General features: G+C 61.7%; 19 protein-coding genes. 13 read left to right on the forward strand and 6 right to left on the reverse strand.

Translation table 11 applies throughout. The annotated features are described in order from the left end of the window. Positions 1-71: 71 nt before the first annotated feature. The 4 genes from hslU to argS form a co-directional block, all read right to left on the reverse strand. Complete coding sequence (hslU, locus tag J2Y90_RS07970; protein ID WP_253498211.1) at positions 72-1,409, reverse strand: ATP-dependent protease ATPase subunit HslU; 1,338 nt, start codon at positions 1,407-1,409, stop codon at positions 72-74. Positions 1,410-1,464: 55 nt separating this feature from the next. Next, on the reverse strand, positions 1,465-1,995 hold the full coding sequence (gene hslV, locus J2Y90_RS07975; RefSeq protein ID WP_003186641.1) for an ATP-dependent protease subunit HslV: 531 nt from the start codon (positions 1,993-1,995) through the stop codon (positions 1,465-1,467). A 233-nt stretch (positions 1,996-2,228) separates the two neighbouring features. After that, entirely contained in the window at positions 2,229-2,939 is a 711-nt protein-coding gene (locus J2Y90_RS07980; RefSeq protein ID WP_016772059.1) for an SPOR domain-containing protein, read from the reverse strand. 1 nt (position 2,940) lies between these two features. Beyond that, positions 2,941-4,677, reverse strand: a complete 1,737-nt coding sequence (argS, locus tag J2Y90_RS07985; RefSeq protein ID WP_253498214.1) for an arginine--tRNA ligase — start codon at positions 4,675-4,677, stop codon at positions 2,941-2,943. Between argS and J2Y90_RS26490 the strand changes: the two genes are divergently transcribed. Beyond that, positions 4,676-4,798, forward strand: a complete 123-nt coding sequence (locus J2Y90_RS26490) for a hypothetical protein (protein WP_016772057.1) — start codon at positions 4,676-4,678, stop codon at positions 4,796-4,798. The genes argS and J2Y90_RS26490 overlap by 2 nt on opposite strands. Before the next feature lie 118 nt (positions 4,799-4,916). On the opposite strand, the gene J2Y90_RS07990 is transcribed toward J2Y90_RS26490, so the two are convergent. Next, positions 4,917-7,136 (reverse strand): primosomal protein N', encoded by a 2,220-nt coding sequence (locus J2Y90_RS07990; RefSeq protein ID WP_253498217.1) that lies wholly within the window; start codon positions 7,134-7,136, stop codon positions 4,917-4,919. Between the two features lie 288 nt (positions 7,137-7,424). Between J2Y90_RS07990 and rpmE the strand changes: the two genes are divergently transcribed. The 3 genes from rpmE to J2Y90_RS08005 all read left to right on the forward strand — a co-directional run bounded on the left by rpmE (position 7,425) and on the right by J2Y90_RS08005 (position 9,923). Continuing rightward, positions 7,425-7,646: a 50S ribosomal protein L31 gene (rpmE, locus tag J2Y90_RS07995; protein ID WP_041477565.1), complete on the forward strand. Its 222-nt coding sequence runs from the start codon at positions 7,425-7,427 to the stop codon at positions 7,644-7,646. A gap of 41 nt (positions 7,647-7,687) precedes the next feature. Then, positions 7,688-8,470, forward strand: a complete 783-nt coding sequence (locus J2Y90_RS08000; protein ID WP_253498220.1) for a thermonuclease family protein — start codon at positions 7,688-7,690, stop codon at positions 8,468-8,470. A gap of 184 nt (positions 8,471-8,654) precedes the next feature. Further along, on the forward strand, positions 8,655-9,923 hold the full coding sequence (locus J2Y90_RS08005) for a malic enzyme-like NAD(P)-binding protein (protein WP_064363273.1): 1,269 nt from the start codon (positions 8,655-8,657) through the stop codon (positions 9,921-9,923). A 357-nt stretch (positions 9,924-10,280) separates the two neighbouring features. Here the strand turns inward: J2Y90_RS08005 and J2Y90_RS08010 are convergent, their stop codons facing one another. After that, entirely contained in the window at positions 10,281-12,725 is a 2,445-nt protein-coding gene (locus tag J2Y90_RS08010; protein ID WP_429462253.1) for a penicillin-binding protein 1A, read from the reverse strand. Between the two features lie 218 nt (positions 12,726-12,943). On the opposite strand from J2Y90_RS08010, the gene J2Y90_RS08015 reads away from it, so the two are divergent. From J2Y90_RS08015 to gltB, 9 genes are all read left to right on the forward strand, one after another. Further along, positions 12,944-14,008: a pilus assembly protein PilM gene (locus J2Y90_RS08015; RefSeq protein ID WP_253498226.1), complete on the forward strand. Its 1,065-nt coding sequence runs from the start codon at positions 12,944-12,946 to the stop codon at positions 14,006-14,008. Beyond that, the gene (locus tag J2Y90_RS08020) at positions 14,008-14,574 is read left to right on the forward strand and encodes a PilN domain-containing protein (RefSeq protein ID WP_253498228.1); all 567 of its coding nucleotides are present in this window, start codon (positions 14,008-14,010) and stop codon (positions 14,572-14,574) included. The genes J2Y90_RS08015 and J2Y90_RS08020 overlap by 1 nt, the downstream gene beginning before the upstream one ends. Next, positions 14,571-15,194: a type 4a pilus biogenesis protein PilO gene (pilO, locus tag J2Y90_RS08025; protein ID WP_024011267.1), complete on the forward strand. Its 624-nt coding sequence runs from the start codon at positions 14,571-14,573 to the stop codon at positions 15,192-15,194. Before J2Y90_RS08020 ends, pilO begins: the two co-directional genes overlap by 4 nt. Then, a complete protein-coding gene (locus tag J2Y90_RS08030) occupies positions 15,191-15,715 on the forward strand; it encodes a pilus assembly protein PilP (RefSeq protein ID WP_253498231.1) in 525 nt (174 codons plus the stop codon). The genes pilO and J2Y90_RS08030 overlap by 4 nt, the downstream gene beginning before the upstream one ends. Before the next feature lie 13 nt (positions 15,716-15,728). Continuing rightward, positions 15,729-17,807 (forward strand): type IV pilus secretin PilQ, encoded by a 2,079-nt coding sequence (gene pilQ / locus J2Y90_RS08035; protein ID WP_253498233.1) that lies wholly within the window; start codon positions 15,729-15,731, stop codon positions 17,805-17,807. A gap of 4 nt (positions 17,808-17,811) precedes the next feature. After that, a complete protein-coding gene (gene aroK, locus J2Y90_RS08040) occupies positions 17,812-18,330 on the forward strand; it encodes a shikimate kinase AroK (RefSeq protein WP_024011270.1) in 519 nt (172 codons plus the stop codon). A gap of 152 nt (positions 18,331-18,482) precedes the next feature. After that, positions 18,483-19,583 (forward strand): 3-dehydroquinate synthase, encoded by a 1,101-nt coding sequence (aroB, locus tag J2Y90_RS08045; RefSeq protein WP_253498236.1) that lies wholly within the window; start codon positions 18,483-18,485, stop codon positions 19,581-19,583. A gap of 10 nt (positions 19,584-19,593) precedes the next feature. Then, positions 19,594-21,180 carry an AAA family ATPase gene (locus J2Y90_RS08050; RefSeq protein WP_253498239.1) on the forward strand — a complete coding sequence of 529 codons (1,587 nt, stop codon included), beginning with the start codon at positions 19,594-19,596 and terminating at the stop codon, positions 21,178-21,180. Between the two features lie 351 nt (positions 21,181-21,531). Then, a complete protein-coding gene (gene gltB, locus J2Y90_RS08055; protein ID WP_253498242.1) occupies positions 21,532-25,977 on the forward strand; it encodes a glutamate synthase large subunit in 4,446 nt (1,481 codons plus the stop codon). Positions 25,978-25,980: the final 3 nt, after the last annotated feature.

Consider the following 25,980-nt stretch of genomic DNA (forward strand, 5'->3'; position numbering starts at 1 on the left):
GATATCGCCTGACACGACCTCTTCGCGAGCAGGCTCGCTCCCACAGGGTCCGCTATCGCTGTAAGTATGGCTTACAGGATATAACGGGACAGATCTTCGTTCTGCGCCAATTCGCCGAGGTGGCTATTGACGTAGTCGGCGTCGATCAGAATCGCCTTGTCATCGTGGGCGCTGGCCAGGTCGCCGGCGCTGAACGACACCTCTTCGAGCAGGCGCTCGAGCAGGGTATGCAGGCGACGGGCACCGATGTTCTCGGTCTTCTCGTTAACCTGCCAGGCGATCTCCGCCAGGCGCTTGATGCCTTCAGGCTGGAACTGGATGTTCAGGCCTTCGGTTTTCAGCAGCGCGCAGTATTGCTCGGTGAGCGAGGCGTGCGGTTCGCTGAGGATGCGCTCGAAATCTTCCGGGCTCAGCGCCTTGAGTTCGACGCGAATCGGCAGGCGGCCTTGCAGCTCCGGCACCAGATCGCTCGGCTTGCTCAGGTGGAACGCGCCGGAAGCGATGAACAGGATGTGGTCAGTCTTGACCATGCCCAGCTTGGTGTTGACGGTGCAGCCTTCGATCAGTGGCAGCAGGTCGCGCTGTACGCCCTCGCGGGAGACATCGGCGCCGCCGACATTGCCGCGCTTGGCGACCTTGTCGATTTCGTCGATGAAGACGATGCCGTGCTGCTCGACGGCTTCCAGCGCCTTGGCCTTCAGCTCTTCTTCGTTGACCAGACGCCCGGCTTCTTCATCCCGGACCAGTTTCAGCGCTTCCTTGACCTTGAGCTTGCGCGACTTCTTCTTACCCTTGCCCATGTTGGCAAACAGCGATTGCAGCTGGTTGGTCATCTCTTCCATGCCCGGCGGCGTGGCGATCTCGATGCCGGCGACTTCGGCGACTTCGATTTCGATTTCCTTGTCGTCCAGCTGGCCTTCGCGCAGGCGCTTGCGGAACAGCTGACGCGTATTGGAATCGGAGCTCGGCGCTTCTTCATTGCTGAAGCCCATGCGTGCCGGCGGCAGCAACGCGTCGAGGATGCGATCCTCGGCAGCGTCTTCGGCGCGGTGGCGCACGCGGGTCATTTCCTGCTCGCGGAGCATCTTGATCGCAGCATCGGCCAGATCACGGATGATCGACTCGACGTCACGGCCGACATAACCGACTTCGGTGAATTTGGTCGCTTCGACCTTGATGAACGGCGCGTTGGCCAGTTTTGCCAGGCGACGGGCGATCTCGGTTTTACCGACACCGGTCGGGCCGATCATCAGGATGTTCTTCGGGGTCACCTCAACGCGCAGCTCTTCAGGCAGCTGCATGCGGCGCCAGCGGTTGCGCAGGGCAATCGCGACGGCGCGCTTGGCATCGTCCTGGCCGATGATATGGCGGTTGAGTTCGTGGACGATTTCGCGGGGAGTCATGGACATAATAATTGACGGTCCTCAAGCAGAAACAAGCCGTGGCACATGGGCCGCAACAGGCTTATTCAGCGAGATCCTGCTCCTCAATGGTCTGGGTGTGGTTGGTGAATACGCAGATGTCGCCGGCGATGCCAAGGGCGGTTTCGACGATCTCGCGGGCTGACAGGTCGGTCTTTTTCAACAAGGCGCTGGCTGCGGCTTGGGCATAGGCGCCGCCGGAGCCCATGGCGATCAGGCCATCTTCGGGTTCGACCACGTCACCGTTGCCGGTGATGATCAGCGAGGCGTCCTTGTTGGCGACCGCGAGCATCGCTTCGAGGCGGCTCAGGGAACGGTCGGTGCGCCATTCTTTGGCGAGTTCGACAGCGGCGCGCACCAGGTGGCCCTGATGTTTCTCGAGCTGGCCTTCGAAACGTTCGAACAGGGTGAAGGCGTCAGCGGTGGCACCGGCGAAACCGGCGATGACCTGGCCGTGGTACAGGCGACGGACCTTTTTGGCGTTGCCTTTCATCACGGTGTTGCCGAGAGAAACCTGGCCGTCGCCGCCCATGACGACTTTGCCGTGGCGGCGGACTGAAACGATGGTGGTCAAGGGAAGAGTCTCCACGCAGCGGGGCGAAAATGCCTTATGCCCATTCATATGGGGGTGCTGGAGGGGATTTCAACCGCATGGTGGGAGAGGGGACGAGCGGTGAGCTGTCAGGCGAGAACTTCGGAGGCTGTGCCGACGCCTTCGCGAGCAGGCTCGCTCCCACAGGGACAGCGTTAATTCCTGTGGGAGCGAGCCTGCTCGCGAATATTGGCGCCGCGGTGATTCTGACGAACTCAGCGGCTCTGGCGTTGTTGTAACAACAGGTTGCTGAAGCCGGCGCCGGCCAGTTGTTTCTGCGCCGTGGTCAGTTGTTCGCGGTTGCTGAACGGGCCGACCAGCACGCGGTACCAGGTTTCATCCTTCACTGTGCCGGACTCCACCGCTACTGCCTGACCGAGCAGAATGATCTGCGCGCGAACCTTGTCGGCATCCGTCTCCTTGCGGAACGAGCCGGCCTGAAGGAAGAATTTGGTGACCGGCGCGGCCTTGCTCACTGGCGGCGCAGGCGGCGGAGTAATACCCGCCAGAGCTGCCTGCGCGCGCGCGGTGTCGATCTTCGCCGCTTCGGCCGGGGTCACCGGCGTGGTCGGGATTGCCGGCACTTGCGGCGTCGGCAGGGTTTTCTCCGGCACTGCGTCCGGCGGCACGATCACTTCCGATTCCGGCAGCAGGGTGTAGAAGTCGTACTTCGGCTTCACCGGTTGCGTCGGGCTCGGCGGGGTCTTGTTGGCCTCGGCGATCTTCGATGCTTTCTGCTGTTGCTCGACCTTCTCGCGCTTGACCGTGTCGCTGCCCTTGCCCGGTTCCAGTTTCATCAGAAACACGATGAACGCACCGACGGTCAGGCCGATGGCCATCCACAGCCAGCCCGGGATCGGTTGTTTCGCAGGGGCCTGATAGCGGCTGGCGCCGCGTTTGGGTGCAGGTTTTTTCTTGGCGGCCAACTTACATACGCTCCAGAGTTTCCAGACCCAACAGCTCCAGGCCTTGCTTGAGGGTGCGACCGGTCAGTGCGGCAAGACGCAGACGACTCTGCATCTGCGCCGGGGTGTCGGCGGCGAGGATCGGGCAGTTCTCGTAGAAGCTGGAGAACAGACCGGCGACGTCGTACAGGTAGGTGCAGAGAATGTGCGGTGTGCCTTTTTCAGCCACGTTGTTCAGCACTTCGCCGAATTGCGCCAGTTTCGCCGCCAGCTCAAGTTCGTGTTCCGCTTCGAGGACGATCTGGCCGTCGACTTCGCGGAAGTCCTTGCCCAGTTTGCGGAACACACCGGCTACGCGGGTGTAGGCGTACAGCAAGTAGGGCGCGGTGTTGCCTTCGAAGTTGAGCATCAGGTCGAAGTTGAAGCTGTAGTCGCTGGTGCGATGCTTGGACAGGTCGGCGTATTTCACCGCGCCGATGCCGACCACCTTGGCGATGTTGCGCAACTCGTCTTCGGCCAGGGTCGGGTTCTTCTCTTTCACCAGGCTGTAGGCGCGTTCCTGGGCTTCGGTCAGCAGGTCGATCAGCTTCACGGTGCCGCCGTCACGGGTCTTGAACGGACGGCCATCGGCACCGTTCATGGTGCCGAAACCCATGTGCTCCATTTCCATCGGATGGGTGACGAAACCGGCCTTGCGCGCCACGGCGAAGACTTGCTGGAAATGCAGCGCCTGACGCTGATCGACGAAATACAACGCGCGATCAGCCTTGAGCTTGCCGCTGCGGTAGCGCACGGCCGCCAGGTCAGTGGTGGCGTACAGGTAACCGCCGTCGGCCTTGACGATGATCACCGGCAGCGGGTCGCCATCGGCGTTCTTGAACTCGTCGAGGAACACGCACTGGGCGCCGTTGCTCTCGACGAGCATGCCGGCAGACTTGAGGTCGTTGACCACATTGATCAGGTCGTCGTTGTAGGCGCTTTCGCCCATGACGTCGGCCATGGTCAGTTTGACGTTGAGCAGTTCGTAGATCTTCTGGCAGTGCGACAGCGAGATGTCCTTGAACCTGGTCCACAGTGCCAGGCATTCGGCATCGCCGGCCTGCAGCTTGACCACCAGGCCTCGGGCGCGGTCGGCGAACTCTTCGGACTCGTCGAAGCGCTGCTTGGCGGCGCGGTAGAAGTTTTCCAGGTCCGACAGCTCGTCGCTGGTGATCGGATTTTCCTGCAGATACGCCATCAGCATGCCGAACTGGGTGCCCCAGTCGCCGACGTGGTTCTGGCGGATCACTTCGTCACCGAGGAACTCCAGCACGCGGGCCACGCCGTCGCCGATGATGGTCGAGCGCAAATGGCCGACGTGCATCTCTTTGGCCAGGTTCGGTGCCGACAGGTCGACCACGGTGCGCTGCGCCGAGCCGGCCTTGCGTACGCCGACATGGGCATCGGCCAGCGCGGCGTCGAGACGCGCGGCCAGGGCCTGGGTGTTCTGGAAAAAATTGATGAAGCCCGGGCCGGCGATTTCGGCCTTGGTGACGTTCTCGTCGGCGGGCAGTGCGGCGATGATTTTCTCCGCCAGGTCGCGCGGCTTCATGCCGGCTGGCTTGGCCAGCATCATGGCGATGTTGCTGGCGAAGTCGCCGTGGGTCTTGTCGCGGGCGTTCTCCACCTGGATCGCCGGCGTCAGGCCTTCAGGCAACACACCTTCGTTGACGAGTTGGGTGAGGGCTTGCTGGATCAGCTGGCGAATGGTGTCTTTCATGGTCTTCTCTTTCGACCGCAAGCGCGGCGGGCGCATCGATGCGCGGGTGGAAAAACTGGGCATTATCCGTTGCGAAGACGGGCTTGCCAACCTTAGCAGGCAGGATGTGGATATGTGGTGACAAAAAGTCCGCTTTCGCGAGCAGGCTCGCTCCCACAAGGTTTTGCGCAGGACACACAAGGTATGTGCGGCGCTGATCCCCTGTGGGAGCGAGCCTGCTCGCGAAAGCGATTTTCAGCTCAATACAGATCCACCGGATCGACATCCAGCGACCAGCGCACCGCCCGCCCGCTCGGCATCTGCTCCAGCACCAGCATCCAGCTGGCCAGCAAGCGGTGCAGTGGCGCCCGCGCGGTCGCCTGCAACAACAGCTGCGCGCGATAACGCCCGGCCCGGCGCTCCATCGGCGCCGGCACCGGCCCGAGCAGTTCGATGCCGCTCAGATTCAATTCGGCCAGCAAGCGCTCGGCCTCGCTGCACGCTTCATCGAGAAAGCCTTCCGCCTGCCCCGGCTTGTGCGCCTCGGCGCGCAACAAAGCCAGATGGGCAAAGGGCGGCAACCCGGCGGCGCGGCGTTCGCTCAAGGCCTGCTCGGCGAAGGCGAAATAACCCTGCTCGGTCAGTTGCACCAGTAAAGGATGGTCGGCCAAGTGGGTCTGGATGATCACCCTGCCAGGCTCCTCCGCCCGCCCGGCGCGCCCGGCGACCTGGACGATCAGTTGCGCCATGCGCTCGCTGGCGCGGAAGTCGCCGGAGAACAGGCCGCCATCGGCATCCAGAATCGACACCAGCGTCACCCGGGGGAAATGGTGCCCTTTGGCCAACATCTGCGTGCCGACCAGAATGCACGGCTGGCCTTTCTGAATCGTCGCGAACAGCTGATTCATCGCGTCCTTGCGCGAGGTGCTGTCGCGATCGACGCGCAATACCGGGTAATCAGGGAACAGAATCGCCAGACGCTCTTCGGCACGTTCGGTGCCAGCGCCGACCGGACGCAGATCGACCTTGCTGCACTTTGGACACTGGCGCGGCGTGCGCTCGACGTTGCCGCAATGGTGGCACCGCAATTCGCCATAACGCTGATGGACGGTCATGCGCGCATCGCAGCGCGAGCACTCCGACATCCAGCCGCAATCGTGACAGAGCAGGGTCGGCGCGAATCCGCGCCGGTTGAGGAACACCAGCACCTGCTGGCCGTTGCCAAGGGTCTGGCCGATCGCTTGTTGCATCGGCCCGGAAATACCACTGTCGAGCGGACGGCTTTTCACGTCCAGCCGAAGGAAGCGCGGTTGCTTGGCGCCGCCGGCGCGTTCGTTCAGACGTAACAGACCATAGCGACCGGTGTAGGCGTTGTGCAGGCTCTCCAGCGACGGCGTGGCGGAACCGAGCACGATCGGGATGTTTTCCTGCCGTGCGCGTACCAGCGCCAGGTCGCGGGCGTGGTAGCGCAGGCCTTCCTGCTGTTTATAGGAACCGTCGTGCTCTTCGTCGATGATGATCAGCCCGGGATTTTTCATCGGCGTGAACAGTGCCGAGCGGGTGCCGATAATAATATCGGCCTCGCCATCGCGGGCGGCGAGCCAGGCGTCGAGACGCTCGCGGTCGTTGACCGCCGAGTGCAGCAGGGCGATGCGCGCATTGAAGCGCTGCTCGAAGCGCGCCAGGGTCTGCGGGCCGAGGTTTATCTCAGGGATCAGCACTAAAGCCTGTTTACCGGCTTCGAGGGTTTCGCGGATCAGCTGCAGATAGACTTCGGTCTTGCCGCTGCCGGTAACCCCGGCCAGGAGAAAGGCGTGGTAGCTGTCGAAGCCGGCGCGAATCGCTTCATACGCTGCGCGTTGTTCGCTGTTGAGCGGCAGCTCCGGTTGCGCCAGCCAGTGCTCATGGCGCACGCCCGGGGCGTGGCGGCGGATCTCGACTTGCACCAGACCCTTGGCCAGCAGCAGGTCGAGGCTGTCCTTGCTCAGCATCAGTTTGCTCAGCAACTGATGGGCCACGCCGTGGGGATGCTGGGCCAGCGTGGTCAGCGCCTCGCGCTGGCGTGGCGCACGGGCGACCCGAGGGTCGTCGACGCTGGCGCCGGGCGCCACCGACCAGAAGCGTTCCTGCCGGGCCTCGGCCAGCTCGCCCTGACGCAGCAGCACTGGCAAGGCCCAGTTCAAGGTGTCGCCAAGGCTGTGCTGGTAATACTGCGCTGTCCACAGGCACAGCTTGAACAGTGCTGGCGGCAGCGGCGATGTCGAGTCGAGGAGGGCCAGTGCCGGTTTGAGTTTTTCCGCCGGCACCTCGCTGGTGTCGGTGACTTCGACCAGAATCCCGATCATCTCGCGCCGACCGAACGGTACCCGCAAGCGCATGCCCGGCTGCAATTGCTCACGCCGCACCCCGGCCGGCGCCCGGTAATCGAACAGGCGGCGCAGAGGCGAAGGCAGGGCAAGGCGCAGAATGGCGTCGGGCACGCGGGGGGATCTCTATAAACGCAAAAGAAGGGTTGAACGCAGATCAATTGTGGGAGCGAGCTTGCTCGCGAAGGCGGTGTATCAGGCGCTTAAACATTGACTGACACAACGCATTCGCGAGCAAGCTCGCTCCCACAGGGGAATGCGTTCAAGGTCGGGAGCCTAGCAGACGGTCGGTCTCGGTGACAGCTTGCGTGTTTGAAAAGGTCTGGTAGAATCCGCGGCCTAATTACGTGCGGTATTCAACAATAGTGTTGGGTGGCGGCACGCTAGCCTGAGGAAGACACCATGAAAGCCGATATCCATCCGAACTACCCGGAAATTGCTGTTACCTGCAGCTGCGGTAACAAGTTCGAAACTCGTTCGACCTACGGCAAAGCCCTGGCGATCGACGTTTGCAACGAATGCCACCCGTTCTACACCGGTAAGCAGAAGACTCTGGACACCGGCGGCCGTGTGCAGAAGTTCGCAGACCGTTTCGCTACTTTCGGCGTCGGCAAAAAAGCCTGAGGCTGATCATTTTGGAAGGTCGTCCCGACTTCTCCAGACTGATGAAAAAGGCGTCCCTTGCGGGCGCCTTTTTTGTGTCTGCGATTTGGCTGTCCGCTGCCCAGGCGTTCTGCCCGACATCCGCAGGGCTGACCAGCGTCAGCGTGCAGCGGGTGGTCGATGGCGACACCCTGCGCCTGAGCGATGGCCGCAGCGTGCGCATGATCGGCCTCAATACGCCGGAATTGGGCAAGCAGGGTCGCAGCGACGAACCGTTCGCCGTGGCGGCGCGCAAACGCCTGCAAGCGCTGGTCGATGACAGCGGCGGCCGGGTCGGTCTGCGGCCCGGCAGGCAGGCGAAAGACCATTACGGGCGTACGCTTGCGCATGTTTACAGCGTCAGCGGTGCCAATCTCGAAGCGCAAATGCTTGCCGATGGTCTGGGTTTTCAGGTTGCCGTGGCGCCGAACGTCGATCTGGTCGCCTGCCAGCAGGCCGCTGAACGCAGCGCGCGACAGGCCGGACTTGGCCTCTGGCGGCAGTCGCCGGTACAGAAAGCGCAGCAGATTCAGCGCTCAGGCTTCGTCGTCGTCAGCGGCCGGGTGAACAAGGTGCAGCGCAATCGCGGCGGAATCTGGATCGAGTTGCAGGACACGCTTGTATTGCGGGTTGCACCCAATTTGCTCGGGCAATTCGATAGTGCTTTCTTGCAGACTCTGAAAGGCAGGCAGATCGAGGCGCGCGGCTGGGTGGTCGATCGATCCCGGCGCGGTGGATTGCAAAAAGGTCAGCCACGCTGGTTGCTGCCGTTGACCGGTCCTTCGATGCTGAATGTGCCGCGTTGAAGAAAAATTGTAGACATTTTTTCGGCTGATTGTGAACAGTCCGGCCCTTGTACGCCGTGGCTCTTGGCCCAAAGTCGTAGGGCAGGGCGCTTGACAGCGGTGACTGCCCAGTCTTGTGGGGACTTTGCGAGGCGCGTATCCTCGCTGACCAGTCTGTCCAACAGTAAAAAAGCGGAATGCCAAAATGTCTGATCTGAAAACTGCCGCTCTCGAATACCACGCCAATCCTCGTCCGGGGAAGCTGAGTGTCGAGCTCACCAAGGCCACTGCTACCGCCCGCGACCTGTCGCTGGCCTACAGCCCCGGCGTAGCCGAACCAGTGCGCGAGATCGCTCGCGATCCTGAACTGGCTTACAAATACACCGGCAAGGGCAACCTGGTGGCAGTCATTTCCGATGGCACCGCGATTCTCGGCCTGGGCAACCTCGGCCCATTGGCTTCCAAGCCTGTAATGGAAGGTAAAGGCGTGCTGTTCAAGCGCTTCGCCGGCATCGACGTGTTCGACATCGAAGTTGACTCGGAGAGCCCGCAAGCCTTCATCGACACCGTCAAGCGCATCTCGATCACCTTCGGTGGCATCAACCTGGAAGACATCAAGGCGCCTGAGTGCTTTGAAATCGAACGTGCCCTGATCGAGCAGTGCGATATTCCGGTGTTCCACGATGACCAGCACGGCACCGCGATCGTGACCGCTGCCGGCATGATCAACGCCCTGGAAATCGCTGGCAAAACCCTGCAGGACGCGAAGATCGTCTGCCTTGGCGCCGGCGCTGCCGCCATTTCCTGCATGAAACTGCTGGTGAGCATGGGCGCTCGCATCGAAAACATCTTCATGGTTGACCGTACTGGCGTGATCCATTCCGGCCGTGACGACCTGAACCAGTACAAAGCCGTGTTCGCCCACGCCACCGAGAAACGCACCCTGGCTGACGCACTGGCAGGCGCTGACGTATTCGTCGGTCTGTCCGGTCCGAACCTGCTGAGCGCCGAAGGCCTGCTGTCGATGGCGGCCAACCCGATCGTGTTCGCCTGCTCGAACCCGGATCCGGAAATCTCCCCGGAACTGGCGCACGCTACCCGTAGCGACGTGATCATGGCCACCGGTCGTTCGGACTACCCGAACCAGGTCAACAACGTACTGGGCTTCCCGTTCATCTTCCGTGGTGCTCTTGACGTTCGCGCCAAGCGCATCAACGAAGAAATGAAAGTCGCCGCCGCCAACGCCCTGCGCGAATTGGCCAAACTGCCGGTACCGCAGGAAGTCTGCGACGCCTACGGTGGTATCAAGCTGGAATTCGGCCGTGAGTACATCATTCCGAAGCCAATGGACAAGCGCCTGATCACCCTGATCTCCGACGCCGTGGCCAAGGCCGCGATCGAGACCGGCGTGGCGACCCTGCCGTATCCGAAGAACTACCCGCTGAAAAGCGTGGATGACGTGTTCAACGGCTAAGTCGTTGTAACGCTTCAATCGAAAGCCCCGGCTCGTTATGAGTCGGGGCTTTTTTGTGGCTAGGGGTTTTGTATTCCATATCTGGAGCAGCCCTCACCCTAGCCCTCTCCCAAAGGGAGAGGGGACCGAATGGGGGATATTGATGAATGACGCCGACGTGAAAGTCTTGCTTTGAATCCATAATCGACTCGGTTGCGCAGGTCGATGCATGAAGCCAGACACCTCGTTCGGCTCCCTCTACCTCCGGGAGAGGGCTGGGGTGAGGGGCTGGATGTTCGTAACGCCGCGAACTCCAAACATCAGTCAATAAAAAGCCCCGCTCTTCTCACAAAGGCGGGGCTTTTCAATGGTGCTGGATCAGAACAGATCGATCGGCGCCTGCTCGTCCGCCGGCAGCGGGCTGCCCGGCACGGCGCCGTTGCCCAGCTCGTTCACCGACGGCGGCGTGTCTTCTGCCTTGAACAGTTCGAAGTAGGCGCCGGGCGTGCTCGGTGTCGCGGCGCGGCCACTCACCGGATCCACCCGCAGGCTGAGCAAGCCTTCCGGCTCAGGCTGGACATGCGGCGGTTTGTCTTTCAGCGCGGCGGACATGTAATTCATCCAGATCGGCAGCGCCACAGTACCGCCAAACTCGCGGCGGCCAAGGCTTTCCGGTTGGTCGAAACCGGTCCACACCGTGGTCACGTAATCGGCGTTGTAGCCGGAGAACCAGGCATCTTTCGATTCGTTGGTGGTACCGGTCTTGCCAGCGATGTCGCTGCGACCCATGGCCAGTGCGCGACGGCCGGTACCGAGTTTGATCACATCCTGAAGCATGCTGTTGAGGATGTAAGTGGTACGCCCATCGACAATCCGCTCGGCCACGGCCGGCGCTTGCGGCACTGCCGGATTGGCCGACGCTTCACCGGCAACCGGAGCGGCATTGACCGTGAACGACTCGGTGGCGGGCGCAGCGATACCGTCGGTCGCCGCACCACCCTGTGGCACGGTCGGCGGGTTGGCGACGAACAAAGTGTCACCGTTACGACTTTCGATCTTGTCGATGATGTACGGGGTGATCTTGTAGCCACCGTTGGCAAAGGTGCTCCAGCCAGTGGCGATTTCCATCGGCGTCAGCGTCGCGGTGCCGAGTGCCAGCGACAGGTTCGGCGGCAGGTCCTGCTTGTTGAAGCCGAAGCGAGTGATGTAGTCGATGGTCTTGCCCACGCCCATGGCCTGCAACAGGCGGATCGACACCAGGTTTCGCGACTTGTACAGCGCTTCACGCAGGCGGATCGGGCCGAGGAAGGTATTGGTGTCGTTCTTCGGTCGCCAGACCTTGTCCAGGTACTCGTCGACGAACACGATCGGCGCATCGTTGACCAGGCTCGCGGCGGTGTAGCCGTTATCCAGCGCGGCGCTGTAGACGAACGGCTTGAAGCTCGAACCCGGCTGACGCTTGGCCTGCAGAGCACGGTTGTAGTTGCTCTGCTCGAAGGCAAAACCGCCGACCAGCGAACGGATGGCGCCGTTCTGCGGATCCAGCGACACCAGCGCGCCTTGGGCCTGCGGTATCTGGCTGAATTTCAGCGAATTGTCTTTCTGGCGCTGCACGCGGATCAGATCACCGACCTGGGCGACATCCGAAGGCTGACGTGGATTGGCGCCCATGCTGTTGGTATTGAGGAACGGTCGCGCCCATTTCATCGTGTCCCAGGCAACGTGCTCTTCACCGGTGCGGGTCAGGACTTGCAGGCCGGTTTTATCGACCTGAGTGACGATGGCCGGTTCGAGGCTGCTGATGGTGCGCTGTTTGGTCAGTTCGCTGGCCCAGGCTTCGCGGGTCTTGCCCGGCAGGCGCGACTCGGGGCCACGGTAGCCATGCCGCTGGTCGTACGTCATCAGGCCTTCGTGCAGCGCGGTATTAGCCATTTCCTGCAGGTTGCTCGGCACCGTGGTGGTGACGCGGAAACCTTCGGTGTAGGCGTCGCTGCCATAACGGCCGACCATTTCGGCGCGGGCCATTTCGGCGATGTACGGCGCGTTCACTTCCGGGGTCGGCACGTGGTAGCTGGCGTTCAGCGGCTCGTTGACCGCCGCGGTGTAGTCGGCTTCGCTGATCTTGCCCAGCTTGTACATGCGCCCGAGGATCCAGTCGCGGCGTTCTTTACTGCGCGCCGGGTTGGCCAACGGGTTGAAGCGCGACGGTGCCTTCGGCAGGCCGGCGATCATCGCCATCTGCGCCAGGCTGACGTCACGGATCGATTTGCCGTAATACACCTGCGCCGCCGCCTCGATGCCGTAGGCGCGGTTGCCCAGGTAGATCTTGTTGACGTACAGCTCAAGGATCTCGTCCTTGGTCAGTTGTCGCTCGATCTGTAGAGCCAGAAGAATTTCCGTGGTCTTGCGCGAGAAGCTGCGCTCGCTGGTGAGGAAGAAGTTCTTCGCCACCTGCATGGTGATGGTGCTGCCGCCGGACTGAATGTGCCCGCTCTTGACCAATTGCGTCGCCGCGCGCATCAGGCTGCTCGGGTCGACGCCATAGTGATTGGCAAAATTGTCGTCTTCAGCACTTAGTAACGCATTAATGAAATTGGGCGGAATGTCGGCGAAACGGATCGGTGTGCGGCGCATTTCACCAAATTCTGCGATCAACTTGTTGTCGCTGCTGTAGACGCGCAGAGGAATCTGCAACTGAATGCTTCTCAGCGCCTCCACAGACGGCAAACCCGGACTAAGGTAAAGAAAGGCGCCGCTGAGACCTAAGAGCAGTCCGCAGAAAACGGCGACGATGGACCAACCGAAAAATTTCAGCAGACGAATCAAGGCTTTTGGACATCCAGGGCAAAGAATGAATTTGGCACGGGGCTGCGGTTACACACAGAGCCACCCGCGCGGGCAGTAAAAAGCGGAAAAAATCGCTGGGCATTATAAGCACTTTTCCGTCGGAGGCGTCATTGGCGCTTCTGTCAAGACGGGGTGAAGGAACGCAATGCGTATTACAGAGTCCGTAACTCACGGAAAGTCATAGGGAATTGGTAGTGCTGGGACTCTTCAATAAAAAGACCAATGCGTTACTGGGGATCGACATCAGCTCCACGTCGGTGAAGCTGCTGGAACTGAGCCGTCAGGGCGAGCGCTACCGGGTCGAGGCCTACGCGGTAGAGCCGTTGCCGGCGAACGCCGTGGTCGAAAAGAACATCGCCGAGCTCGAGGGCGTCGGCCAGGCGCTGAGCCGGTTGCTGGTCAAGGCACGCACCGGGGTCAAGAGCGTGGCGGTGGCGGTGGCCGGGTCGGCGGTGATCACCAAGGTCATCGAAATGGACGCCGGGCTGTCGGACGACGAACTGGAGAGCCAGCTCAAGATCGAGGCCGACCAATACATTCCTTATCCGCTGGACGAGGTCGCCATTGACTTCGAAGTCCAGGGCGTCTCGCCGCGCAACCCGGAACGGGTCAACGTGCTGCTCGCCGCCTGTCGCAAGGAAAACGTCGAGGTGCGTGAAGCGGCGCTGGCGCTCGCCGGCCTGACTGCACGGGTAGTCGATGTCGAGGCCTACGCGCTGGAGCGCTCGTTCGGCTTGCTCGCGACGCATCTGGCGGCTTCGCAGGAGCTTCTGACGGTGGCGGTGGTCGACATCGGCGCGACCATGACCACCCTCAGCGTCCTGCACAACGGCAAGATCATCTATACCCGCGAGCAATTGTTCGGCGGGCGCCAGCTCACCGAAGAGATCCAGCGCCGCTATGGCCTCACTGTCGAGCAGGCGGGCCTGGCGAAAAAGCAGGGCGGCCTGCCTGACGATTACGTGACCGAAGTCCTGCAGCCATTTCGCGAGGCGCTGGTGCAGCAGGTATCGCGTTCTCTGCAGTTCTTCTTCGCCTCCGGCCAGTACAACGCCGTCGACCATATCCTGCTCGCCGGCGGCACGGCTTCGGTGTCTGGCCTGGATCGCCTGATCGAACAGCGCCTCAATACGCCGACCCAGGTCGCCAACCCGTTTGCCGACATGGCCCTGGGCAGCAAGGTCAATGCCGGTGCGCTGGCCAGTGACGCGCCGGCCTTGATGATTGCCTGCGGGCTCGCGCTCAGGAGTTTCGACTGATGGCGCGGATCAACCTTCTCCCCTGGCGCGAGGAGCGCCGCGAAGAGCGGCGCAAACGCTTTCTGCTGATCTTGATCGGTGTGTTGGCCGGTTCGATCGGTGCGGTGTTGATTGCCGATCAGATCATCAGTGCGGCCATTGAGCGACAGATGGCGCGCAACGATTACATCGGTAAACAGATCGCCGTGGTCGACGAACGCATCAAGCAGATCAGCGAGCTCAAGGCGCGCCGTCAGCAACTAGTCGAGCGCATGCGCATCATCCAGGACCTGCAGGGCAACCGGCAGATCAGCGGGCGCGTCTTCGATCAACTGGCGCGTACGTTGCCGGACGGTGTGTATTTCACCGATGTGAAAATGGCCGGCAAGACCCTGTCCATCAGTGGCGCGGCGGAGTCGAACAACCGGGTTTCCGAGCTGATGCGCAATCTCGACGCGTCCGACTGGTTCGACGCGCCAAGCCTGAATGAAGTCAAGGCCACCAGCGCCGATCAGGTCGAACAGGCCAATGTCTTCCAGCTGACCGTTCGGCAGACCCAGCCCAAGGTTCCGGAGGACGAGCAATGAAGGCCTCCGAGTGGCTGCAAGGCCTGCGCAATATCGACTTCAATGACCTCGACACCAGCAACATCGGCTCCTGGCCCCCGGCGGTGAAAACTCTGTGCGGTGCGCTGGTGATGGTGTTGATCCTCGCGCTTGGCTATTACTTCTTCATCAGCGACATGGAAAATCAGCTCGACCTCAAGCGCGAAGAAGAAACCACCCTTAAGGAACAGTTCGCCAGCAAGGCGCGGCTGTCCGCGAACCTCGAGCTCTATACCCAGCAGATGAAAGAGATGGAAAACACCTTCGGCGTGCTGCTGCGGCAGCTACCCAGCGACACCGAAGTGCCGGGCCTGCTCGAAGACATCACTCGCACCGGACTGGGCAGCGGTCTGGAATTCGAAGAGATCAAACTGCTGCCGGAAGTGACCCAGCCGTTCTACATCGAATTGCCGATCCAGATCACCGTGACCGGCGCCTATCACGATCTTGCGACCTTCGTCAGCGGCGTCGCCGGGCTGCCGCGAATTGTCACCCTGCACGACTTCGAACTGGCGCCGGCCAATCCCGAGGGCGGGACGAAGCTGCGCATGAGCATTCTTGCCAAGACGTACCGCTATAACGACAAGGGGCTGGAGAAATGACCCCGATTCGTTATTTCGTCTTGCTCATGATGCTGGCATTGAGCGGCTGCGGTGGCGGCGATGACTTCAGCGACCTCGACGCTTACCTCAACGAAGTGCGCTTGCGGCCCGCCGGCAGGATTGAACCAACACCGACATTCCGGTCTTACCCCACATTCACTTACAGCGCCGCCAACCTGCGCAGTCCGTTTTCGCGGCAGGCGCGGGTCGATCTGGCCGGGCAGAAGCACGGCTCGCGCAACGTCAAACCCGACCCCAACCGGGTCAAGCAATACCTTGAAGGGTTCAATATCGAGCAGTTCGAAATGGTCGGCACGATTGCCAATGCCTCGGGCTCGTTTGCGCTGCTGCGCGGCGCGGGCGGGGTGCACCGCCTCAAGGTCGGCGACTACCTGGGCCGCAACGATGGTCGCATCGTCGCCATCAGCGCGACCCAGGTCGATGTCGTCGAGATCGTGCCCGACGGCGCCGGCGCCTGGCTGGAGCGGCCGCGCACCATTCCTTTGAAAGAGCACTCATAGTGGAAGTCGAACAATGAACAGGATTTTCTCCACCCTCGGTTTTTCGCTATGGATAGCGCTGGTGTCACCGATGGTAATGGCGGCCAATCTGAAAGCGCTGGATGTCGCTGCGCTGCCGGGTGACCGCGTCGAACTGAAGCTGTCGTTCGACGGCCCGCCACCACAGCCCAAGGGCTACACGACCGAGTCACCCGCGCGTATTGCACTGGATCTGCCGGGCGTGACCAGCCAGCTGGCCAACAGGAATCTTGATCTGGGCAGCGGCAATGCGCGCACGGCGACGGTGGCCGAAGCCAAGGATCGCACGCGGCTGATCGTCAGCCTGACGCAATTGGCGCCTTACAGCACGCGGGTCGAAGGCAATAATCTGTTCGTGGTGGTCGGTCAGGGCGCCTCCACGACTGCGCCGCGCCCCGCCGCAGTTGCACCGCGTGCCGCGACGGCGACTTCGGCGCCCGCCAGATCCGCGGCGCCGCGCAGCCGGGCGATTCGCGGCGTTGATTTCCAGCGCGGCACCGAAGGCGAGGGCAACGTGGTCATCGACCTCTCTGACCCGACCATCGCCCCGGATATCCAGGAGCACGACGGCAAGATCATCCTCAGCTTCGCTCGCACGCAATTGCCGGAAAAACTGCGCGTGCGCCTCGACGTCAAAGACTTCGCCACACCGGTGCAGTTCGTCAACGCAGCGCTCACCGGCGATCGCACCGTGATCAGCGTCGAGCCCAGCGGCACCTTCGACTATTCGACGTTCCAGACCGACAACAAGCTCACCGTGAGCGTTCGTCCGATGAGTGTCGACGACCTGCAAAAGCGCAACGCCGACCGTCAGGCCTATGTCGGCGACAAGCTGTCGCTGAATTTTCAGGACATCGACGTGCGCTCGGTGCTGCAACTGATCGCCGACTTCACCAACCTCAACCTCGTGGCAAGCGACACGGTGCAGGGCGGCATCACCTTGCGCCTGCAGAACGTGCCGTGGGATCAGGCGCTGGATCTGGTGCTGAAAACCAAAGGCCTGGATAAACGCAAGATCGGCAATGTGCTGCTGGTCGCGCCGGCCGATGAAATTGCCGCCCGCGAGCGTCAGGAACTGGAGTCGCAAAAGCAGATCGCCGAGCTGGCGCCATTGCGTCGCGAACTGCTGCAAGTCAATTACGCCAAGGCTGCGGACATTGCCAAGCTGTTCCAGTCGGTAACCAGTGCCGAGGCCAAGGTCGATGAGCGCGGTTCGATTACTGTCGATGAGCGGACCAACAACATTATTGCCTACCAGACCCAGGATCGCCTCGACGAGCTACGGCGGATCGTCGCGCAGCTGGATATTCCGGTGCGCCAGGTGATGATCGAGGCGCGCATCGTCGAGGCCAACGTCGATTACGACAAGAGCCTCGGCGTGCGCTGGGGCGGCTCGGTGCAGAACAAGGGCAACTGGAACGCCTCCGGTGTCAACGGTTCGTCGAGCACCATCGGTACGCCGGGCAGCACCGGCACCAACTCGCCATTCGTCGACATGGGCACGGTCAACAATACCTCCGGGATCGGTATCGCGTTCATCACCGACAACGTTTTGCTGGATCTGGAGCTGACGGCGATGGAAAAGACCGGCAACGGCGAGATCGTCTCGCAGCCGAAGGTGGTCACCTCGGACAAGGAAACTGCGAAGATCCTCAAAGGCACCGAGATACCGTATCAGGAGGCCAGCTCCAGTGGCGCGACCTCGGTGTCCTTCAAGGAGGCTTCGCTGTCGCTGGAAGTCACTCCGCAGATCACGCCTGACAACCGCATCATCATGGAGGTCAAGGTCACCAAGGATGAGCCCGACTACCTGAACAAAGTGCAGGATGTACCGCCGATCAAGAAAAACGAGGTCAACGCCAAAGTGCTGGTGAATGACGGCGAGACGATCGTAATCGGCGGTGTTTTTTCAAATACTCAGAGCAAGGTTGTAGATAAGGTGCCATTTCTTGGCGATGTGCCGTATCTTGGCCGCCTTTTCCGGCGTGATGTGGTTTCGGAGAAAAAATCCGAGCTGCTGGTATTTCTCACTCCGCGTATCATGAATAACCAGGCGATTGCTGTGAGTCGTTGATTCTGTGCGAAATTTGATACTTGTAGGACCGATGGGTGCCGGCAAAAGCACCATCGGCCGATTGCTGGCCAAAGAGCTGCGCCTGCCGTTCAAGGATTCCGACAAGGAAATTGAGCTGCGCACGGGTGCCAATATCCCATGGATCTTCGACAAGGAAGGCGAGCCCGGCTTTCGTGACCGTGAGCAGGCGATGATCGCCGAGCTGTGCGCGTTCGATGGCGTGGTGCTGGCGACCGGAGGCGGCGCCGTGATGCGTGATGCCAATCGCAAGGCCCTGCATGAGGGCGGGCGCGTGGTGTATCTGCACGCCTCCGTCGAACAGCAGGTCGGCCGCACCTCCCGCGATCGCAATCGGCCGCTGCTGCGCACCGCCGATCCGGCGAAAACCCTGCGTGACCTGCTCGAGATCCGTGATCCGCTTTATCGGGAAATCGCCGATCTGGTGGTGGAAACCGACGAGCGGCCGCCACGCATGGTGGTGCTCGACATTCTCGACCGCCTCGCGCAGTTGCCACCCCGTTAAAGCATCGGCCGAAATGCGCTATCCTCGGCGTCCTGTCAGCGCCCGCCGAGAGTGTGGCGGATGCCGGGCAAGCGGCGTCATACCGCTACAGGCTGCAGAACACCAATAATTTCAGGGCAGGATGCCTGCTTCCATCTTCACTGTGGGGACACATGCAGACACTCAAGGTCGATCTAGGCGAGCGCAGCTACCCGATTCATATTGGCGAAGGTCTGTTGGATCAGCCGGAACTGCTGGCGCCGCATATCCACGGGCGGCAGGTGGCAATCATCTCCAACGAAACCGTCGCGCCGCTCTATCTCGAACGTCTGACCCGCAGCCTTGCGCAGTTCTCGGTGATCTCGGTGGTGTTGCCCGACGGCGAAGCCTTCAAGAACTGGGAAACCCTGCAGCTGATTTTCGACGGTCTGCTGACCGCCCGTCACGACCGCCGCACCACCGTGATCGCCCTGGGCGGCGGGGTGATCGGCGACATGGCCGGTTTCGCTGCGGCCTGTTATCAGCGCGGTGTCGATTTCATCCAGATTCCTACCACACTGTTGTCGCAGGTCGATTCCTCGGTAGGCGGCAAGACCGGCATCAACCATCCGCTGGGCAAGAACATGGTCGGCGCGTTCTACCAGCCGAACGTGGTGCTGATCGATACCGCATCGCTGAAAACCCTGCCGCAGCGCGAGTTGTCGGCGGGGCTGGCGGAAGTCATCAAGTACGGTCTGATCTGCGACGAGCCGTTTCTGACCTGGCTGGAAGAAAACGTCGATGCCCTGCGGGCGCTGGATCAAACCGCGCTGACCTACGCGATCGAGCGTTCCTGCGCGGCCAAGGCTGCCGTGGTCGGTGCCGATGAAAAGGAAACCGGCGTACGCGCTACGCTCAACCTCGGGCACACCTTCGGCCACGCCATCGAAACCCACATGGGCTATGGTGTCTGGCTGCATGGCGAGGCGGTGGCGGCGGGTACCGTGATGGCGCTGGAAATGTCCGCGCGCCTGGGCTGGATCAGCGAGCAGGAGCGTGATCGCGGCATTCGACTGTTCCAGCGTGCCGGCCTGCCGGTGATTCCGCCGACAGAAATGACCGAAGCCGATTTTCTCCAACACATGGCAATTGATAAAAAAGTGATCGACGGTCGTCTGCGCCTGGTGCTGCTGCGCCGGATGGGCGAAGCGGTAGTGACCGACGATTATCCGAAAGAGGTTCTACAGGCCACGCTGGGAGCGGATTACCGTGCCCTGGCTCAGCTTAAAGGTTAAAACGATTCCGATGACTAGTTTGCATGCCGACGAGGCGTTTCTCGGCCATTTTCAGTTAAGTCACGACCCGTTCGCGCCACGGGTACCGGGCTTCAAATTCTTCCCGGCCCAGCGCAAACCGGTGCTGGGTCAACTGCATCATCTGGCGCGTTACAGCCAGTTGCTGCTGGTGGTCACCGGCCCGCAGGGCAGCGGCAAGACCCTGCTGCGCCAGGCACTGGTGGCCAGCACCAATAAACAATCGGTGCAGAGCGTGGTGGTTTCCGCCCGTGGCGCCGGTGATGCGGCCGGCGTGCTGCGCCAGGTGGCGCAGGCGCTGGATGTCGCTCAGGCCGAAGTCGGCGCGATTCTCGAGCAGGTGGTGCAACTGGGTCTGACCGGGCAGGAAGTCTATCTGCTGGTGGACGATGCCGAGCAGCTCGACGAGTCGGCGCTGGAAGCGTTGATGGCGCTGGGTGCCGGCACGCCGGAAGGTCGCCCGCATGTGTTCCTGTTCGGCGAGTCGTCGCTGATCGCTCAGCTCGAGGCTTTGCAGCTTGAGGAAGAGCGTTTCCACGTCATCGAATTGCAGCCGTACACCGAAGAAGAAACCCGCGAATATCTCGACCAGCGGCTGGAAGGCGCGGGCCGGGGTGTCGAACTTTTCACCGCAGATCAGATCTCTGATATTCACGAAAGCTCCGAGGGCTGGCCGGGCAACATCAACCAGGTCGCTCGCGATGCTCTGATCGAAGTCATGATTGCCAGCCGCTCAGCGGTCAAGCGTCCAAGTATGGGGTTCAACATGCCGAAGAAACACGTATTGGCGATTTCCGCCGTCGTTGTGGTCGCGGTTGCCGCCGCCTGGCTGATGCCGGGTCGCAGCAAGGCACCGACCACCGGTGCTCCGGCCAATGAACAGGCGCAACTGCCATTGGGTCAGGGCGCAGCGAATGGCGCCAACCCGTCCGTCGAATTCGCTGGCAACACCCAGCCGATGCCGCTGCCGCTGGTCGGCAACTCGCAGCCGGTCATGCGCGGCCCGCTGGCCGAAGCCGCCGGTGGCATCACCGAAGGCGATGACGGCGTGCCACTGGAAGGCTCCAGCGATACCCCGCCGACCGTGACCACCTCTGCACCGCCTGCAGGCGTTCCGGCTGGCCCTGCGCCGACGCCGGTCCCGACTCCGGCGGCCAAGCCGGCGCCAACCCCGGCACCGACGCAGATCGCCACGGCCAAGCCCGCTCCGGCCACTCCAGCGCCCGCCGCGAGACCGACCCCCGCTCCGGCCAAGCCTGCCGACAAGCCGGTCACCGTGGCCAAGGCCGCCGGTGGCAGCTGGTACGCCGGTCAGCCGACCAGCAACTACGTGGTGCAGATCCTCGGCACCAGCTCGGAAACCGCCGCGCAGAACTTCGTCAAGGAGCAGGGCGGCGAGTACCGTTATTTCAAGAAAGTCCTCAACGGCAAGCCGCTTTACGTGATCACCTATGGCAACTTTGCCAATCGTGATGCGGCCGTTTCTGCCATCAAGGCCTTGCCAGCGAAGGTTCAGGCTGGTAAACCTTGGCCTCGCACTGTCGCCAGCGTCCAACAGGAACTGGCAACAACTCGCTGAAGATTCGGCGGCCTTACCCAGGCCGCCTCTCCCGGCACCTCAAAATCTCCACGAGTGCGCGCTTCCTGAAAAGGTCGCGTGCCTTGTGGTGTCTGCGTCACAGTAGTTTTTGAGTCGTTGCGGTCAGAATTTAAAAAAGTTTTGACTAGCACAGCAGATCGCTTTAAACCTTTCACAAATGCGACATGAATTTGCGACAGTTCGTCGTCAAATTTGTGAGCCTCTGTGTCGCTGTGTACAATGACCACCCTTTTGCCCCCGCTAAGCCGGCGTACGTTCGGCGCGGAACGCAAGTGGTTGAATTGAAAAGAAATTTGCCTCGAATAGAGGCAGCCTGGTGAGAAAGTGTCTATGAAAGCAGGTCTGTACCAACCAGATGAATTCAAGGATAACTGCGGTTTCGGCCTGATAGCTCATATGCAGGGCGAGCCCAGTCATACCCTTTTGCAAACGGCCATCGAGGCCCTGACCTGCATGACCCACCGCGGTGGGATTAATGCCGACGGCAAGACCGGTGACGGTTGCGGTCTGCTGATTCAAAAACCCGACGCCTTCCTGCGAGCCATTGCCCAGGAGAGCTTCGGTGTCGAAATGCCCAAGCAATATGCCGTGGGCATGGTGTTCTTCAATCAGGATCCGGCCAAGGCCGAAGCCGCTCGCGAGAACATGAACCGCGAGATCCTCGCCGAAGGCCTGCAACTGATCGGCTGGCGCAAAGTGCCGATCGACACCAGCGTCCTCGGCCGCCTGGCCCTTGAGCGCCTGCCGCAGATCGAGCAGGTCTATATCGGCGGCGAAGGCCTGAGCGATCAGGACATGGCCGTGAAGCTGTTCAGTGCCCGTCGCCGTTCGTCGGTGGCCAACGCCGCTGACACCGACCACTACATCTGCAGCTTTTCGCACAAGACCATCATCTATAAAGGCCTGATGATGCCGGCCGACCTGGCCGCGTTCTATCCGGACCTGAGTGACGAGCGCCTGCAAACCGCGATCTGCGTGTTCCACCAGCGCTTCTCCACCAACACCCTGCCGAAATGGCCGCTGGCGCAGCCGTTCCGCTTCCTCGCCCACAACGGCGAAATCAACACCATCACCGGTAACCGCAACTGGGCGCAGGCCCGTCGGACCAAGTTCACCAATGATCTGATGGATCTGGAAGAGCTCGGCCCGCTGGTCAACCGTGTCGGTTCCGACTCCTCGAGCATGGACAACATGCTCGAACTGATGGTCACCGGCGGCATCGACCTGTTCCGTGGCGTGCGGATGATCATTCCGCCTGCGTGGCAGAACGTCGAAACCATGGACCCGGATCTGCGTGCGTTCTACGAGTACAACTCGATGCACATGGAGCCGTGGGACGGCCCAGCCGGCGTGGTCATGACCGACGGTCGCTACGCGGTATGCCTGCTCGACCGTAACGGTCTGCGCCCGGCGCGCTGGGTCACCACCAAAAACGGTTTCATCACCCTCGCCTCGGAAATCGGCGTGTGGAATTACCAGCCTGAAGACGTGCTCGCCAAGGGCCGCGTCGGGCCGGGTCAGATCTTCGCCGTGGACACCGAAACCGGGCAGATCCTCGACACCGATGCGATCGACAACCGGCTGAAATCCCGTCATCCGTACAAGCAATGGCTGCGCAAGAATGCCCTGCGCATTCAGGCGACCATGGAAGACAACGACCACGGTTCGGCTTTCTACGACGTCGATCAGCTCAAGCAATACATGAAGATGTATCAGGTCACGTTCGAAGAGCGTGATCAGGTGCTGCGTCCGCTTGGCGAACAAGGTTACGAAGCCGTGGGCTCGATGGGCGACGACACGCCGATGGCCGTGCTGTCCCAGCGTGTGCGCACGCCGTACGACTATTTCCGCCAGCAGTTCGCGCAGGTCACCAACCCGCCGATCGACCCGCTGCGTGAAGCGATCGTGATGTCGCTGGAAATCTGCCTCGGCGCCGAGCGCAACATTTTCCAGGAGTCGCCGGAACACGCCTCGCGCGTGATCCTCAGCTCGCCGGTGATTTCGCCGGCCAAGTGGCGCTCGCTGATGAACCTCGACCGTCCGGGTTTCGAACGGGCGATCATCGACCTCAACTACGACGAAAGCGTTGGCCTCGAAGCGGCGATCCACAATGTTGCCGATCAGGCTGAAGAAGCCGTGCGCGCCGGGCGTACCCAGATCGTCCTCAGCGACCGTCATATCGCGCCGGGCAAGCTGCCGATCCACGCCTCGCTGGCGACCGGTGCAGTGCACCACCGTCTGACCGAAAAAGGCCTGCGTTGCGATTCCAACATCCTCGTGGAAACCGCCACCGCCCGTGACCCGCATCACTTCGCCGTGCTGATCGGTTTCGGCGCCTCGGCGGTCTATCCGTTCCTGGCCTACGAAGTGCTGGGTGACCTGATCCGTACCGGTGAAGTACTGGGCGACCTCTACGAGGTGTTCAAGAACTACCGCAAGGGCATCACCAAAGGCCTGCTGAAGATCCTCTCGAAGATGGGTATTTCGACCATCGCTTCGTACCGCGGTGCGCAGCTGTTCGAAGCAATCGGCCTGTCCGAAGAAGTCTGCGAGCTGAGCTTCCGTGGCGTACCAAGCCGCATCAAGGGGGCGCGTTTCGTCGACATCGAAGCCGAGCAGAAGGCCCTCGCCGTCGAAGCCTGGAGTCCGCGCAAGCCGATCCAGCAGGGCGGTCTGCTGAAGTTCGTCCACGGTGGCGAATATCACGCGTACAACCCGGACGTGGTCAACACCCTGCAAGCCGCTGTGCAGCAGGGCGACTACGCCAAGTTCAAGGAATACACCTCGCTGGTGGACAACCGTCCGGTGTCGATGATTCGCGACCTGTTCAAGGTCAAGACCCTCGACACACCGCTGGACATCAGTGAAGTCGAGCCGCTGGAGTCGGTGCTCAAGCGCTTCGACTCCGCCGGCATCTCGCTGGGCGCACTGTCGCCGGAAGCTCACGAAGCCCTGGCCGAAGCCATGAACCGCCTCGGCGCGCGCTCCAACTCCGGCGAAGGTGGTGAAGATCCGGCGCGTTACGGCACCATCAAGAGTTCGAAAATCAAGCAGGTTGCCACCGGCCGTTTCGGTGTAACACCGGAATACCTGGTCAATGCCGAAGTGCTGCAGATCAAAGTCGCCCAAGGCGCCAAGCCGGGCGAGGGCGGGCAACTGCCGGGCGGCAAGGTCAACGGACTGATCGCCAAGCTGCGTTACGCAGTGCCGGGCGTGACCCTGATTTCGCCGCCGCCGCACCACGACATCTATTCGATCGAAGACCTGTCGCAGCTGATCTTTGACCTCAAGCAGGTCAACCCGCAGGCGCTGGTTTCGGTGAAACTCGTCGCCGAAGCAGGCGTCGGCACCATCGCCGCCGGTGTGGCCAAGGCCTATGCGGACTTGATCACCATCTCCGGTTACGACGGTGGCACCGGTGCTTCGCCGCTGACCTCGATCAAGTACGCCGGAGCACCGTGGGAACTCGGCCTGGCTGAAACCCACCAGACCCTGCGCGGCAACGACCTGCGCGGCAAGGTCCGGGTGCAGACCGACGGCGGTCTGAAAACCGGCCTCGACGTGATCAAGGCAGCAATCCTCGGCGCCGAAAGCTTCGGCTTCGGCACCGCGCCGATGATCGCGCTGGGCTGCAAATACCTGCGCATCTGCCACCTGAACAACTGCGCCACTGGCGTTGCCACGCAGAACGAGAAGCTGCGCAAGGATCACTACATCGGCACCGTCGACATGGTGGTGAATTTCTTCACCTACGTCGCCGAAGAGACCCGTGAGTGGCTGGCCAAACTCGGTGTGCGCTCCTTGGAAGAGCTGATCGGTCGCACCGATCTGCTGGAAATTCTCGAAGGCCAGACCGCCAAGCAACATCACCTGGACCTGACGCCGCTGCTGGGCAGCGATCACATCCCGGCGGACAAACCGCAGTTCTGCGGCGTTGAGCGCAACCCGCCTTTCGACAAGGGCCTGCTGGCGGAGAAGATGGTCGAGCTGGCCTCGTCGGCAATCAACGACCTCAGCGGCGCCGAGTTCGAGCTGGACATCTGCAACTGCGACCGTTCGATCGGCGCACGGATCTCCGGCGAAATCGCGCGCAAACACGGCAACCAGGGCATGGCCAAGGCACCGATCACTTTCCGTTTCAAAGGCACGGCCGGGCAGAGTTTCGGTGTGTGGAACGCTGGCGGTCTGAACATGTACCTGGAAGGCGACGCCAACGACTACGTCGGCAAAGGCATGACCGGTGGCAAGCTGGTCATCGTGCCGCCGAAGGGCAGCGTCTATAAAACTCAGGAAAGCGCCATCATTGGCAACACCTGCCTGTACGGCGCCACGGGTGGCAAGCTGTTCGCCGCCGGCACCGCAGGCGAGCGTTTCGCCGTGCGTAACTCCGGTGCCCACACCGTCGTGGAAGGCACTGGCGATCACTGCTGCGAGTACATGACCGGTGGTTTCGTCTGCGTGTTGGGCAAGACCGGTTACAACTTCGGCTCTGGCATGACCGGTGGTTTCGCCTACGTGCTCGATCAGGACAACACCTTCGTTGACCGGGTCAACCACGAACTGGTGGAGATCCAGCGGATCAGCGGCGAAGCGATGGAGGCCTATCGCAGCCACCTGCAGAACGTGCTGAACGAGTACGTCGCCGAAACCGACAGCGAGTGGGGTCGTGAACTCGCCGAGAATCTCGACGATTACTTGCGGCGCTTCTGGTTGGTCAAGCCCAAGGCTGCCAGCTTGAAAACCCTGCTTTCCAGCACTCGTGCCAACCCGCAGTGATAT

The organism is Pseudomonas koreensis, from assembly GCF_024169245.1.
GTDB classification, from domain to species: domain Bacteria; phylum Pseudomonadota; class Gammaproteobacteria; order Pseudomonadales; family Pseudomonadaceae; genus Aquipseudomonas; species Aquipseudomonas koreensis_F.